This is a genomic window from Lentzea pudingi (genome assembly GCF_014646255.1).
Classification (GTDB): domain Bacteria; phylum Actinomycetota; class Actinomycetes; order Mycobacteriales; family Pseudonocardiaceae; genus Lentzea; species Lentzea pudingi.
This window is the reverse complement of record NZ_BMNC01000010.1, coordinates 26,635-40,746: the sequence shown is the minus strand read 5'-3', so window position 1 is coordinate 40,746 and position 14,112 is coordinate 26,635. Positions and strand designations below refer to the sequence as shown.

At 67.2% G+C, this 14,112-nt stretch carries 15 protein-coding genes; all 15 read right to left on the bottom strand.

The features are described 5' to 3' along the window. Nucleotides 1-4: 4 nt before the first annotated feature. Entirely contained in the window at nucleotides 5-1,000 is a 996-nt protein-coding gene (locus tag IEY88_RS29370) for an ABC transporter ATP-binding protein (protein WP_189158128.1), read from the bottom strand. Next, complete coding sequence (locus tag IEY88_RS29365; protein ID WP_189158127.1) at nucleotides 993-1,979, bottom strand: ABC transporter ATP-binding protein; 987 nt, start codon at nucleotides 1,977-1,979, stop codon at nucleotides 993-995. Before IEY88_RS29365 ends, IEY88_RS29370 begins: the two co-directional genes overlap by 8 nt. Before the next feature lie 9 nt (nucleotides 1,980-1,988). Further along, the gene (locus tag IEY88_RS29360; RefSeq protein ID WP_189158126.1) at nucleotides 1,989-2,963 is read right to left on the bottom strand and encodes an ABC transporter permease; all 975 of its coding nucleotides are present in this window, start codon (nucleotides 2,961-2,963) and stop codon (nucleotides 1,989-1,991) included. Next, nucleotides 2,956-3,885 (bottom strand): ABC transporter permease, encoded by a 930-nt coding sequence (locus IEY88_RS29355; RefSeq protein WP_189158125.1) that lies wholly within the window; start codon nucleotides 3,883-3,885, stop codon nucleotides 2,956-2,958. Before IEY88_RS29355 ends, IEY88_RS29360 begins: the two co-directional genes overlap by 8 nt. A 121-nt stretch (nucleotides 3,886-4,006) precedes the next feature. After that, the gene (locus IEY88_RS29350; RefSeq protein ID WP_189158124.1) at nucleotides 4,007-5,635 is read right to left on the bottom strand and encodes a peptide ABC transporter substrate-binding protein; all 1,629 of its coding nucleotides are present in this window, start codon (nucleotides 5,633-5,635) and stop codon (nucleotides 4,007-4,009) included. Between the two features lie 178 nt (nucleotides 5,636-5,813). After that, nucleotides 5,814-6,755 carry a Ppx/GppA phosphatase family protein gene (locus tag IEY88_RS29345; RefSeq protein ID WP_229693876.1) on the bottom strand — a complete coding sequence of 314 codons (942 nt, stop codon included), beginning with the start codon at nucleotides 6,753-6,755 and terminating at the stop codon, nucleotides 5,814-5,816. 8 nt (nucleotides 6,756-6,763) lie between these two features. Beyond that, nucleotides 6,764-7,321: a GNAT family N-acetyltransferase gene (locus IEY88_RS29340; protein ID WP_189158122.1), complete on the bottom strand. Its 558-nt coding sequence runs from the start codon at nucleotides 7,319-7,321 to the stop codon at nucleotides 6,764-6,766. Between the two features lie 125 nt (nucleotides 7,322-7,446). Next, on the bottom strand, nucleotides 7,447-7,569 hold the full coding sequence (locus IEY88_RS29335; protein ID WP_308426020.1) for a DUF397 domain-containing protein: 123 nt from the start codon (nucleotides 7,567-7,569) through the stop codon (nucleotides 7,447-7,449). A gap of 7 nt (nucleotides 7,570-7,576) precedes the next feature. Continuing rightward, nucleotides 7,577-8,449, bottom strand: coding sequence for a helix-turn-helix domain-containing protein (locus IEY88_RS29330; protein WP_189158121.1), 873 nt, complete (start codon nucleotides 8,447-8,449; stop codon nucleotides 7,577-7,579). A 102-nt stretch (nucleotides 8,450-8,551) separates the two neighbouring features. Then, complete coding sequence (locus IEY88_RS29325) at nucleotides 8,552-9,820, bottom strand: lytic transglycosylase domain-containing protein (RefSeq protein ID WP_373294214.1); 1,269 nt, start codon at nucleotides 9,818-9,820, stop codon at nucleotides 8,552-8,554. Nucleotides 9,821-9,971: 151 nt separating this feature from the next. Next, entirely contained in the window at nucleotides 9,972-10,475 is a 504-nt protein-coding gene (locus tag IEY88_RS29320; RefSeq protein WP_229693875.1) for a DUF501 domain-containing protein, read from the bottom strand. After that, on the bottom strand, nucleotides 10,451-10,945 hold the full coding sequence (locus tag IEY88_RS29315) for an FtsB family cell division protein (RefSeq protein ID WP_229693874.1): 495 nt from the start codon (nucleotides 10,943-10,945) through the stop codon (nucleotides 10,451-10,453). Before IEY88_RS29315 ends, IEY88_RS29320 begins: the two co-directional genes overlap by 25 nt. Before the next feature lie 13 nt (nucleotides 10,946-10,958). Next, entirely contained in the window at nucleotides 10,959-12,245 is a 1,287-nt protein-coding gene (gene eno / locus IEY88_RS29310; RefSeq protein WP_189158119.1) for a phosphopyruvate hydratase, read from the bottom strand. A 140-nt stretch (nucleotides 12,246-12,385) separates the two neighbouring features. Further along, on the bottom strand, nucleotides 12,386-12,877 hold the full coding sequence (locus IEY88_RS29305) for a hypothetical protein (RefSeq protein WP_189158118.1): 492 nt from the start codon (nucleotides 12,875-12,877) through the stop codon (nucleotides 12,386-12,388). Beyond that, nucleotides 12,874-14,100 (bottom strand): cytochrome P450, encoded by a 1,227-nt coding sequence (locus IEY88_RS29300; protein WP_189158117.1) that lies wholly within the window; start codon nucleotides 14,098-14,100, stop codon nucleotides 12,874-12,876. Before IEY88_RS29300 ends, IEY88_RS29305 begins: the two co-directional genes overlap by 4 nt. Nucleotides 14,101-14,112: the final 12 nt, after the last annotated feature.

Sequence of the window (14,112 nt, the reverse complement as noted above, 5' to 3'; positions counted from 1 at the left end):
ACGGTCAGACGACCGCGCGCTCCTCCGCGAAGTGGCACGCCGCGGGGTGGCCCCCGTTGCGCGACACCAGCTCGGGAACCTCGGTCGCGCAGATGTCCTGCGCCTTCCAGCACCGCGTGCGGAACCGGCAGCCCGACGGCGGGTCGATCGGCGAGGGCACGTCACCCGTCAGGCGGATGACGTCGCGCCGGCCGCGCTGGGTCGGGTCCGGCACCGGCACGGCCGACAGCAGGGCCTGCGTGTACGGGTGCATCGGGCGCTCGTAGATCTCTTCCTCGGTGCCGATCTCCACGATCTTGCCGAGGTACATCACCGCGACGCGGTCCGACAGGTGGCGGACCACCGACAGGTCGTGCGCGATGAAGACGTACGAGAGACCCATCTCGCTCTGCAGGTCGCCCAGCAGGTTCATGACCTGCGCCTGGATCGACACGTCCAGAGCGGACACCGGCTCGTCGCACACGATCACCTTGGGCTTCAACGCCAGCGCGCGGGCGATGCCGATGCGCTGGCGCTGACCGCCGGAGAACTGGTGCGGGTACCGGTTGATGTGCTCCGGGTTGAGACCCACGGTCTCCAGCAGTTCCTGGACCTTCTGCCGGCGCGAGCCCTTGGGCGCGACCTCGGTGTGGATCTCGAAGGGCTCCCCGACGATGTCGCCGACCGTCATGCGCGGGTTCAGCGACGTGTACGGGTCCTGCAGCACGATCTGGATGTCCCGGCGCAGCTTGCGCAGCTCCGAGCCCTTCATGCCGAAGATGTCGCGCCCCTCGAAGCGCGCGACGCCGGACGTCGGCGGCTCCAGGCGCATCAGCACCTGGGCCAGCGTGGACTTGCCACAGCCGGACTCGCCCACGACGCCGAGGGTCTCGCCCTTGTTGAGCGAGAACGAGACGCCGTCGACGGCCTTGACGTGGCCCACGGTGCGCTTGAACAGCACGCCGACGCGGACCGGGAAGTGCTTGACGAGGTTCTCGACCTCCAGGATCGGCTCAGCCACGAGCGACCACCTCCTCCGCGATGTGGCACCGGCTGGTGCGGCCCATGCCGAGGTTGTGCACGGCAGGGACCTCGGTGACGCACCGGTCGAACACGCGCGGGCAGCGCGGGTTGAACGGGCAGCCGGGCGGGATGTTGGTCAGCGACGGCGGCAGACCCTTGATCGTCTTGAGCTCCTGGCCGCGCAGGTCCACGCGGGGCAGGGACTCGAGCAGCGACTCGGTGTACGGGTGCCCCGGCGCGCGGAACAGCTCGTAGACGTCGGCGTGCTCGACGATGCGGCCCGCGTACATGACCGAGATCCGGTCCGCGACGTCGGCGACGACGCCGAGGTCGTGGGTGATCAGGATCATGCCCATGTCGCGTTCCTTCTGGATCTCCGCCAGCAGGTCCATGATCTGGGCCTGCACGGTGACGTCCAGCGCGGTCGTGGGCTCGTCCGCGATCAGCAGCTCCGGGTCGAGCGCCAGCGACATCGCGATCATCGCGCGCTGCCGCATACCGCCGGAGAACTGGTGCGGGTAGTCGTTGACCCGTCCCTTGGCGTTCGGGATCTTCACCTGGTCGAGGAGCTCGACCGCCCGCTTGCGAGCGTCCGCTTTGGACAGCCCGCGGCGGACCTTGAGCTGCTCCTCGATCTGGAACCCGATGGTGAACACGGGGTTCAGGGCCGACAGCGCGTCCTGGAAGATCATGGCGATGCCCTCGCCACGAACCATTCGGCGCTCTTCCGCCGACTGGGTCAGCAGGTCCTCACCGCGGAACTTGATCGAACCGTTGGTGATGAACCCCGGCGGCGTGTCCAGGATGCCCATGATCGTCTGGGCCGTCACGGACTTGCCGGAACCGGATTCGCCCAGCACGGCAAGGGTTTCGCCTGCCGAGACGTGGTACGAGACGCCGTTGAGCACCTTCGCGACACCGTCGCGGGTGCGGAATTCCACGTGGAGATCCTCGACCTCCAGCAATGGCTGAGTCACAGGATTCCCCTATCGGGACTTGGGGTCGAGGGCGTCGCGCACGGCGTCACCGAGCATGACGAAGGCCAGCACGGTGATCGTGACGAAGCCCGCGGGGAACAGCAGCATGTGCGGAGCCGACTGGAAGTAGTCGCGCGACTCCGAGATCATCACGCCCCACGACACCACCGGCGGACGCAGGCCGATGCCGAGGAACGCCAGCGTCGCCTCGGCGCCGATGAAGGCACCCAGGGCGATCGTCGCGTACACCAGCACGGGCGCCACGGTGTTCGGCAGCAGGTGCCGGAACACGATCCGCAGCGGGGACGCACCGAGGCCACGCGCGGCCTTGACGTAGTCCTGCTGCTTCGCGACCAGGGTCGCCGAACGCATGATGCGCATGGCCACCGGCCACGACAGCACGGCGATCGAGAGCACCACCTGCGTGATGATCCGGAAGACGCCGGGGTTCTCCGTGGGCGCGTTGAGCGTCGTCAGGATGACGATCGCACCGAGCACGAACGGGATGCCGGCGAAGATGTCGCTGAACCGCGACAGCAGGCTGTCGATCCACGTCTTCGCGTAGCCCGCGATGATGCCGACGGTCGACCCGATCAGCACGGTCAGCAGCGTCGCGAAGATGCCGACCAGAAGCGACGCGCGAGCACCGTGCATCGCACGGGCGTAGACGTCGTAGCCCTGCAGGTCGTAGCCGAACCACGCGTCACCCGAAGGCGACTGCAGCGACTTGTCGAGGTCGGCCGCACGCGGGTCGACCGACGTGAACAGCGTCGGCCAGATCGCCATCAGGACGATGATCGCGATGATCACCAGCGAGATGATGAACGTGGGCTTGCTGCGGAGCTCGCCCCACGCGTCGCTCCAGAGCGAGCGCGGCTTCTTCTGCTTCTGCGACGAGTCGTCGACATGGCTGAGCTGGTCGACTCCTGCCGCCGCGGACGCCTCGAGTCCGGCCCCGCCGGACACGGATCCTGGGTCACTCATAGCGAATCCTCGGGTCGAGAACGGCGTACAGGAGGTCGACGATCAGGCTCATCAGCAGGTAGACGAGGACCAGCAGGGTCACGATGCCCGTGACCATGATGCCTTCCTTCTCCTGGATGCCGCGGAAGATCAGACCGCCGATGCCGTTGATGTTGAAGACGCCCTCGGTGACGATCGCGCCGCCCATGAGGGCACCGAGGTCGGTCCCGAGGAACGTGATCACCGGGATCAGGGAGTTGCGCAGCAGGTGGATGCCGACGACGCGGCTCTGCGGCTGGCCCTTCGCGATGGCCGTGCGCACGTAGTCCGCGCGCCGGTTCTCGACGATGCTCGACCGGGTCAGCCGGGCCACGTAGGCCATCGAGAGACTGCCGAGCACGAAGCCGGGCAGGATGAGCTCGCCGAACGTCGGATCGGAGCTGACCGAGGTGTCCATCAGGTCGAAGCCCTGCGGGCCGAGGTAGAGCCGCAGCACGAAACCGGTGACGAAGACCGGGAGCGAGATCAGGAACAGGGTCGAGACGAGGACGAGGTTGTCCAGGAAGCCCTGCTTGCGCAGACCGGTGAGGACGCCGGCGATGATGCCGATGACGGCCTCGATGATCAGCGCGATGATGCCCATCTTGAGGGTGATCGGCCACGAGGTGGCGATCTGCTCACCGACGGAGACGCCGTTGAAGGTGGTGCCGAAGTCACCGACGAGCAGGTTGCCCAGGTACTTGAAGTACTGGACGACCAACGGGTCGTTGAGGTTGAGCTTCTGGCTCATCTCGGCGATGTAGGCCGGATCGCACGGCCGCTGGCCGCACTTGCCCGCGAAGGGGTCCTGCGGGATGGCCCAGACGAGGGCGTAGATCAGAAAAGTGGTCCCCAGGAAGACCGGTATCAGCTGCAGCAGACGGCGCAGCACATAGCGACCCATGAGGTCGGCTCCTTGCGTGGTGGGGGGCGCCCAAGGTCCTGGACACCGCTCCGGCCCCGCGCCCGTAACGCTTCGTGGACGCGGGGCCGGACGGTGTGCTCAGAACTCAGGTGTTCGGCAATCAGGCCTTGACGCGGAACGACTCCAGAGCGCCCTGACGCTTGAACGACATCTTCGCGGCGAGCAGGTTCTTGGAACGGCCGCCGATGCCCTTCTCGTTCCAGGTCGGCATGGAGGGCAGTTCCTTGGCGATGATGTCCTCCGCCTGCTGGTAGATCTTGATCGCCTCGTCCTCGTTCGCCGTCTCGTCGGCCTTCTTCAGAAGGGCGTCGACCTCGGGGTTCGAGTAGTTCGAGTCGTTCGACGAACCACCGGTGCGGTACAGCGGGTTGAGGAAGTTCTCGATCGACGGGTAGTCGGCCGACCAGTCCGAACGGCTCATGCCGGTCAGCTGCTTGCCGTCGACGATCTGGCGGAACGCACCGAAGTTGGTGGCACCGACGAACTCGCAGTCAACGCCGAGCGCCTGCTTGATGCTGTTGCACGCAGCCTCGAGAGGCTCCTTGCGGCCACCGTCCTGGTTGGACTGGATGGTCAGCTTCTTGCCGGTGAAGCCCGACTCCTGGAACAGCTGCTTGGCCTTCTCCGGGTTGTACTTGCAGTACTCACCACAGGTGTCGGCGCGGTAGCCCTTGATGCCGGGCGACACGAAGCTGGTGGACGGCACGTACGAGCCGGCGAGAACGGTCTTCGTGATCTGCTCGCGGTTGATGGCCATCGAGACGGCCTGGCGCAGCTTCACGTTCTTGAACTCGGGGATGTACTGCGGGAACGCGATCGCGCTCTGGCCGAGCAGGTTGGCGTTCACGACCGCGTCACCGAGGTCGGCCTTGTACTTCTCGCCGACCTTGGCCGACGGGGGCAGGGCCTCCATGAAGTCCAGCTTGCCCGCGACCAGGTCCTGGTACGCGGTCTCCTGGGAGGAGTAGATCTTGTAGTCCAAGGTCTTGAAGTGGACCTTGTCCTCGCCCTTGTAGTCGTCGAAGCGCTCCATCTTGATCAGCGCGTTCGGCGTGCGGGAGACGAACTTCAGCGGGCCGTTGCCGATCGGCTTGGCCTCGGCGGCCTTCGGGTCCGCGAAGAACGAGTCGGCCATCGGCGAGAACGGCGTGTAGCCGATCATCGTCGTGAAGACCGAGGTCGGGCCGTTGAGGGTGACCTTGAACTCGTAGTCGCCCACGAGCTCGAGACCGGACATCTTGTCCTTGGCCGGCTTGGCGTTCTCGTCGGCCGGGTGGACGTCCTCGAAGCCCGCGATCGGGGAGAAGAACGATGCCGCCTGCTGCGCGTTCGGCGCGTACGCGGCCCAGTTCCAGGCGTCGACGAAGTTCTTCGCCTTGACCTCGGTGCCGTCGTGGAACTTCCAGCCCTGCTTGAGCTTGATCGTGTAGACCTTCGCGTCACTGGTCGTGATCGAGTCGGCCATCAAGTTGTAGGGCGCGCCGTCTTCGGTCTTGTAACCGACCAGCCGCGAGAACAGCGAGTCGGTGACCTTGCCACCGCCGGCCTCGGTCGTGTTGGCCGGGAACAAGGTGCTCTTGGGCTCGGTGCCGTAGATGGACACCGTGCCTTCCGGGTTGTCCTTGCCATCGGCAGCGTTGTTGCTGCTACCACCGCCGCCGCCGCATGCGCTGAGCGTCATGGCGAGCGCGGCTGGCAAAGCCACCCACGCAACCCGTGATCGCGACATCAGTCTCTCCCGCCTTTCCCCGGCGCCGCTCCGCAGATATTGCGTGCGCGCGCCTCCCCGGGAGGTCTCGTCCACCTCCCAAAACGTGAGAGGACGTTAACCGGGGCGGCGAGTAGTACGCGCATCGAAATCGGTCACAAAATTGTCACGATCACCTCAAGGCGACCTTAATTCGGCGCTAGACCAGCGAAAACGCGATGCCGTCGAGGATGTCGTGCTCGCTGCACACGAGCGTGCGAATTCCCGCGCGATTCTCCAGCTCATCGGCAATCGCACGCAGTACCACCGCTCCACCGCAGATCACGTCCACTCGACCGGGGTGCATGGGTCCCAGCGAGGCACGCTCATCATGCGTCATGGAGAGGATACGGTCGGTGATTTCTCGAACATTGTCAAGTGTGATGCGGCTGAGGTGAATATCGTCGCTGTTGTACACCTCCAGCCCCTGGACCAGGGCTGACAATGTGGTGACGGTGCCGGCGACCCCGATCCACGTCTTCGTCTTCTCCACCGGGACGACTTCGAAAGCCTCTTTGATCGCCGCACGCGCAAACGCTTCCGCCTGCTGAATTTCGTCCTTCGTGGGCGGATCCGACGCGATGAACCGCTCCGTCAGCCGCACGCAGCCGATGTCCATCGACCTCGCGGCCTCCACCTCGGAGCCCGTGCCGAGGACGAACTCGGTGCTGCCACCACCCAGATCGGTGACGAGGAAGGGCCCCTCGTCCGGGTCGAGGTCGGCCACCGCGCCGAGGTAGGACAGCCTCGCCTCCTCGTCCCCGGTGATCACCTCCGCGGGCGCGCCGAGGACCGCCTCGGTCATCCCGAAGAACTCGTCGCGGTTGCTCGCGTCCCGCGTGGCACTCGTGGCGACCATGCGGGCCGTTTCGACACCCTTGCGCTGCATCGTGCGCGCGTAGTCGAGGAGGGCTTGCCGGGTGCGTTCGATCGCGTCGGGGTGCAGCCGCCCGGTCGCGTCCACCCCCTGCCCGAGCCGGACGATCTTCATCTCGCGGTGGACGTCGCGCAGCCACGCGGTCCCGTCCTCGCGCTTCGTCACGTCCGCGATGAGCAGCCGGATCGAGTTGGTACCGCAGTCGATGGCCGCGACGCGCGACATGTGCACTCCTACCTGGTGGCCCGATACTCCTCGGCAAGCATGGCGTAGACGAAGAGATCGCCCCACTCGCCCTTGAAGACCTCCAACTCGCGGAAGTGGGCCTCCCGGCGCATGCCGAGGCGTTCCATCAGCCGCCACGACGGCTCGTTGCGCGGATCGCACTCGGCGACGACCCGGTGCAGGCCGAGCCCGTCGAAGCCGAGCTCCAGCATCTTGCGCGCGGCCTCGCTCGCGTAGCCGCGGCCCTGGAACTCGGGGTCGAGGCTGTACCCGATCTCGCCCTGCCGGTTCGACTCGCTGCGCCACTTCAGCATGGCACTGCCGATGACCCGGCCGGCTTCGGGCAGGTGGATCGCCAGCGTGAGGCGCTGGCCCTCGCCGGTGAGCTCATTGTCCGCGACGAGCTTGGCCAGCAGGTCCGCGCACTCCTCACGGCTCACCGGTTCGTCGTAGAGGTAGCGGAAGACCTCCGGGCGTGAGCGGTAGGCGTGGAAGTCGTCGAGGTCGGTCGGTTCGAAGGGGCGGAGGAGCAGGCGGCCGGTGATCAGCGGGTAGTCGAGACGCACACCCGCACCCTGCCAAGAACGACGGCCGCGTGCCTCCCGTTTTCAGGAGCCTCGGTGTCGACCGTCCTGCCGGGGTACCAGCCTGCCTGCCTGCCGCAGGGTGCGTTCGGACTCTTCGGAGAACCTCACGGACGCTTCACGAGGTGGAGGAACGCCGACCACGCTTCGCGGGACACGGGGAGGTGGGTGGCGGGGGCCTTGCTGTCGCGGACGCCGACGCCGTGCCCGACCTCCACGCAGTCACTCACGTCCGCGCTATAGCTGCTCTTGCGCCAGATCGACAAGTGAAACGCCTCCTTGAGCTTCAAGGCTGCTGATCAGTTTCCTCGACTCTTCAGGATCCAGCGCATGCTTGTCGAGCCACTTCAGCACGTTGTCGTAGTCCTCCACGCTCTTCTTGTCATCGAGGAACAAGCCGGTCCGCAGGGCTTCGATCCAGACGGCCGATTCGTACTTGGCGTACTCCAGCTTGATGAACGGACCGGAGGCTCCGGCGTGAGCGCCAATCGCCGCTGGCACGACTCTGACCGTGATGTACGGACGCACCATCATCGCCAGGAGGTGAAGCAGCTGCGCCTGCATCACGTCCGGGCCGCCGACCTGCAATCGGAGTGCGTTTTCGTGGATGTAGAAGAGGAACTCCCGGCTGCGGTTGAAGATCACCTGACGATCGATCTTCAACCGGATCAGATCGTCGAAGGCCGGCGGCTTGATGACCGCCGAGCTCTCCAGCAGCGCGCGGATGTACGCAGCGATCTGAAAGAGCCCTGACACGTACGTCGGCGACCACGTCGTGATCTTGCTGGCTAGGCGTTCCTGATCGATGAGCGACTGCAGGGGACGAGGATTGCCGTCGTCGATGAACTGCAGCCACCCCTTCTCCCGTGACTCGCGGTAGAGCGCGACCATGCGCTCGACTTCCTGGTGGGGGACGCGGCAGTACGAGAGCAGGCGGACGAGGTCGAGCTCGCTGACGCCGCCCTTCCCGTTGACCGCGTCGGAGACCTTGGCCTCCTGCCAGTCCAGCAGTTCGGCGATTCCGCGCTGGGTCATGCCGCTCTGCTCGATGGCGTCGCGGACGCCATTTCCGAACTCCCGGCCCACCACGCTCGAGTTGCGCTTCGGCATGCAGACGAAGCTAGGAGACGAACTCCCCTTCACCCCAACGTTTCGACCCGAATCGCCCTGAAGGAAGTGCGGGTTGGAATCGTTCCAACCCGACACGCCGTGCTAGCTGGGCGTACTCGTGAGCAAGCTCTGCGACGTCGTCGCCACGGAGCTGTTGCCACTGCTGCCACCGTTGCTCGTGGACGACTGCGGGTTGCTCGTCGACGACTGCTGCTGGGGCGTCGTCGTCGTAGTCGTAGTCGTCGTCGTTGTGGTGGTGGTCGTGGTTGTCGTCGTGGTGGTCGGCGTCGTCGTGGTCGTCGTCGTGCACGGGTCGGGCGTCGTGGTCGACGTGGGGGTGGTGGTCGACGTCGTCGTGGTGGGGCAGTTCGGGGTCGTGGTCGTGGTGGTCGTCGTGGTGGTGGTCGTCGTCGGGTCGGTCGTCGGGGTGCCGGGGTTCCCGTTGTTCGGCGGGGTGCCGGTGTTCGGGTTGCCCGGGACCGGGTTCTGCTGGTTGTTGCCGGTGTCCGGCAGCAGCGGCAGGGTGTCGACGTTGTCGCTGTAGTCCTTGGCCCACTTGAGGACCTTCTGGACGTACGCCTGCGAGTTGTTGTAGCGGAAGACGGCCTTCGCGCGGTCTTCCTGCTTGGTCATGTCGCCGCCGCCGGAGCACAGGTAGCGACCGGAGCCCAGGGCGGCGTCGTAGATGTTGTTCGGGTTGACGATGCCGTCGTCGTTCAGGTCGCCGCCGAAGCTCGCCCACGTCGTGGGGATGAACTGCATCGGGCCGACCGCGCGGTCCCAGGTCGAGTCGCCGTCGAGGCGACCGCCGTCGCTGTCGCGGATCGCGGCCATGCCGGGGGCGCCGTTGAGGACCGGGCCGAGGATCTTGGGGTTGGCGTCGCCGGCGGCGTTCACGCGGCCGCTGTTGGCGTGGTTCGACTCGACCTTGCCGATGCCCGCGAGCAACGCCCAGTCGAGGTTGCAGCCGGGGACGAGCTCGGCCATCTTGTCCTCGGCGCGGAGGTAGGCCTCGACCATCACGCCCGGGATGTCGTGGACGCCGGAGGTGGTGTCGTCGTCGAGCAGGCCGTCGTCGAGGTCGCCGTCGTCGAGATCGCCGTCCTCGAGGTCGGCGAGCAGCGCGGCGCTCAGCTCCTCGGACAGCGGCAGCCGGCCGGACGCGCCCAGTTCGGACGGGTCGCGGTGCAGGGCGCCGTAGACGTCGGCGCGACCTAACGAGACAGCGATGTCATCGTGCTTGGCGAGGTTGACCCAGTCGACGAGCTTGGTCCCGACGATCATCGCGGGGGCGAGCATCGCAGCCAGCGCGGCGACGGCGAAGCCCTTTTGCCTAGGGCTCAACGCCGACTGTCCACGCAGTTTGGCCATTGCCACGAATACTCACCTCTCGTGCGTCATCGCGGCTCGCCGTCCTGCAGTTACGGCGAAAGCCCCCGTCGTGACCTGTTCCACCCTGCCCCACTACGAAGCCTAGGTGTACCCAAGACGGAGTGAAGCGTGTGTTCGGTTCCGTTGACTGTTAACTCGCGGCGCACTCACCGGCCGGCCACAGCCCCTGCTCGCTCAAGAGTGCCAGCGCCTCGTCCCCCATGGGATTGACCCCGGCGCCCTTCGCGAGGGCATGGGCGACGTGCACGTGCAGGCACTTGACCCTGACCGGCATGCCGCCCGCGGTGACCTGGGTGCCGAGCGACTCGATGGCGTCGCGCTCGGCGAGGTACGCCTCGTGCGCGCGCTGGTAGGCGGCCGCGAGGTCCGCGTCCGTGGCCAGGCGCTCCTGCTGCTCCTTCATCAGCCCGCCGCCTTCGAGCGTGCTGACCAGGGAGTTCAGCTTCGGGCAGGTGAGGTAGTACAGCGTCGGGAACGGCGTCCCGTCGGGCAGCCGCGGCGCCGTCTGCACGACGTTCGGGTGCCCGCTGGGGCAGCGCGAGGCGATCGCACGTGTCCCGCGCGGCGTGCGGCCGAGCTGCTGAGCGACCGTTTCCAGGTCAGCAGCACTTACTTGTGCGTCACCGATTCCCAAAGTTCCTCGTACCAAGATCCTTGTGCCGCCTGCTTGCCCGACGGCCTCTCCGTTTCCGTGTTGCGACTCTCGTCACCCGGCAGTTGCACGATGTAGGGCGTCTCGCCGGGCCGCACCCAGTGCAGCCGCTTGCGCGCCTCGATCTCGACGTACGCCGGGTCTTGCAGCTCGGACTTGCGCTTCTCCAGCGCGGCGACCGTCTCGCGCAGCTTCTGCTGCTCGGCGCCCACGTCCCGCAGCTCGTCGCGCTGCGAGAGGTAGGTCCGCAACGGGACCGCGATGCTCAACGCCAGTGCGCACAGCACCATCGCGAACATCGCGGCCCGCCGCGTACCGGTCATGCCGAACGCGCCACCCGTGCCCTCGCTGCGCCGTGACGGCGCCTTCGGACGGGGAGGCTTCCGCGCGCGTGCGGGCCGCGCCTCCCGCTCTTCACGGGGGCGGCGGGGACGACGCGCGCGCTCGGCCATGTCCTACAGCCTCTCAGTTCTCCGGCGTGTAGCGCGGGAACGCGAGCTCGCCCGCGTAGCGCGCCGCGTCGCCGAGGCTTTCCTCGATGCGCAGGAGCTGGTTGTACTTCGCGGTGCGCTCACCGCGGGCCGGGGCACCGGTCTTGATCTGCCCGGCGCCGGTCGCGACGGCGAGGTCGGCGATGGTCGTGTCCTCGGTCTCGCCACTCCGGTGAGACATCATGGACTTGTAGCCGTACGACGTGGCCAGCGAGACCGCGTCGAGCGTCTCGGAGAGCGTGCCGATCTGGTTGACCTTCACCAGCAGCGCGTTGGCGGCGCGGCGGGAGATGCCCTCCTCCAGGCGCTCCGGGTTCGTGACGAACAGGTCGTCGCCGACGATCTGGACCTTCTCGCCCAGCTCGGCGGTCATCTGGACCCAGCCGTCCCAGTCGTCCTCGGACAGCGGGTCCTCGATGGAGACCATCGGGTAGTCGCGCACGAGCTCGGTGTAGTAGCCGATCATCTGCTCGGCGGAGCGCTTGTTCTTCTCGAACGTGTAGGCGCCGTCGGAGAAGAACTCCGTGGCGGCCACGTCGAGCGCGAGTGCGATGTCGCGGCCCGCCCGGTAGCCGGCCTTCTCGATGGCCTCGAGGATGAGGTCGAGCGCGTCGCGGTTGCTGCCGAGGGACGGCGCGAAACCACCCTCGTCACCGAGACCCGTCGCGAGGCCCTTGCTCTTCAGCACGGACTTCAGCGCGTGGTAGACCTCGGTGCCCCAGCGCAGGCCCTCGCGGAACGTCTCCGCGCCGATCGGCGCGATCATGAACTCCTGGATGTCCACCTCGGTGTCGGCGTGCGAGCCACCGTTGAGGATGTTCAGCATCGGCACCGGCAGCACGTGCGCGTTCGGTCCGCCGATGTAGCGGAACAGCTCCAGGCCGCTCGAGGTCGCCGCCGCCTTCGCGACCGCGAGGCTCACGCCGAGGATCGCGTTGGCGCCGAGACGCCCCTTGTCCGGCGTGCCGTCCAGGTCGACGAGCTTCTGGTCGACGATGCGCTGCTCGACGGCCTCGATGCCGACCAGCTCGGGCCCGATCTCGTCGAGCACCGCGGTGACCGCACGCTCGACGCCCTTGCCCAGGTACCGCTTGGCGTCGCCGTCCCGCAGCTCCACCGCCTCGTGCTCACCGGTCGACGCGCCCGACGGAACGGCCGCACGCTCCAGCGTGCCGTCGTCCAGCGCCACCTCGACCTCGACGGTGGGGTTGCCGCGAGAATCCAGGATCTCGCGTGCTCCGACCTGCTCGATGACCGCCACTTGCGCTCCCTGTTTCTCCTGCGTCTCGTCTCGCGACGAGCCTACTTGGGCCAGGTGACCGGCTGGGGCTCGACACCGTCAGATCACAGTGGAGCGCCCGGGCCTGTCGTCTGAATCGTGCCAGACGCTCCACGCGCTGCCTACTGCGCGCGCTCAGGCTGTGGGATCAGCGGTTCGTACTCGCCCGTCTCGTCGGTGAAGACGTAGTCGGGCGTGGAGCGGAGGACGGCCGCGCGCAGGCGTTCGAGCAGCACTTCCTGAGCGGGGATCCTCAGCCCGAGGAGATCGGCCGCTTCCGCCTGCTGAGAGGTCGGCGCGGACTTCCGTTCGAAGTCGTTGAAGGTCAGGCAGTCGTGCCAATGCGGCAGTCCGATCACCAACTGGAGGGCTTCGCGCGGATCGTCCGCGATGAGGCCGGCCTGGCCCTCCGAACTCGCGTAGAGCACCGGACGTTCCGCGCCCAAGTCGCCGCACAGGTAAAACAGGCCGCCGGCGAAGTCTCCGGCCAACGGTTCGAGCGCGTCTCCGCAGGCGACGGACGCGCCCTCCACCGGTCGGGCACGGCTGAGGTCGAACCCGAAGATCGCGAGCAGTTCGCGCAACCGCGCGTGGTCAGGCAAGTCCCAGGTCACGGCACGAGCCTGACAGGCAGGTGCTTCACCCCGTTCTGGAAGTTCGACCGCAACCGGCTGACCTCCCCGTCCAGCTCCAGCACGCCGGGCAGATCCAGCACCGCCTCGAACACCGCCCGCATCTGCGTCCGCGCCAGCTGCGCCCCCAGGCAGAAGTGCGGCCCGTGCCCGAAGCTCAGGTGATCAGCCTCCCGCCGCCCCACGTCGAACCGCTCCGGCGACGTGAACACGCGCTCGTCCCGGTTCGCCGACGAGAACCAGACGACGACCTTCTCCCCCGCCTTGATCTCCTGCCCCGACAACGAAGTGTCGGCCACGCACGTGCGGCGGAAGTGCATGACCGGCGTCCACCAGCGCAACATCTCCTCCACCGCAAGGGGAAGGAGCGAGCGGTCGGCGCGCAGCCGTTCGTACTCGCGAGGGTGCGAGAGCAGCGCGATCATGCCGCCCGGGATGCCGTTGCGCAGGGTTTCGTTGCCCGCCACGGAGAACAGCCAGAAGAGGTTCTCGAACTCCTCCAGCGAGATGTCCTCCCGCATGAGGTTGCTCAGGACGTCGTCGGACGGGTGCGCGCGCTTGTGTTCGCCCAGCGCGTGCGCGTAGGCGTAGAGATCCGGCATGCCGTCGCGGGCGCGCGGGTCGCGGCCGTCGGCGGGGCGCAGGGCCAACGCTTCCAGTGCCATGTCGGTCATGCCCTCGGTCGAGCTGGACGACAGGGCGTACTCGGGGTCCTGGAAGCCGATCACGCGGTTGCTCCAGTCGTAGAGCAGCGCGCGGTCCTGGCGCGGGACGCCGAAGACGTCGGCCAGGGTCAGCAACGGCAGGTCGGCGACGTCGTGGGCGAAGTCGCCGGACATCTCCCGGACGATCTCGCGGGCGTTCGCGCGGATGCGGTCTTCCAGCAGTGCCACGGCTCGTGGGGTGAACGCCCTGGTCAGCATACGGCGCAGCCGGGTGTGCGAGGGCGGGTCCTGGTTGAGCATCATGCGCTGGACGTAGGCCAGGTCGTCCGGTCGCGGGTCGCGGATCTGGGTGGCGCCGCGGTGCGAGGAGAAGATCGCGGGTGTGCGGAGCACCGTGCGGACGTCCTCGTGGCGGAAGACCGCCCAGAAGTCGTCGATGCGCACCACGTTCTTCTCACGCAACCGGGTTAGTGCGTCGTGCGGGACTCCCGAGGTATACGTGTCCGGGTCGACGATGAGGTCGGCATCGGTCCTGGGCATAGAACGGATTCT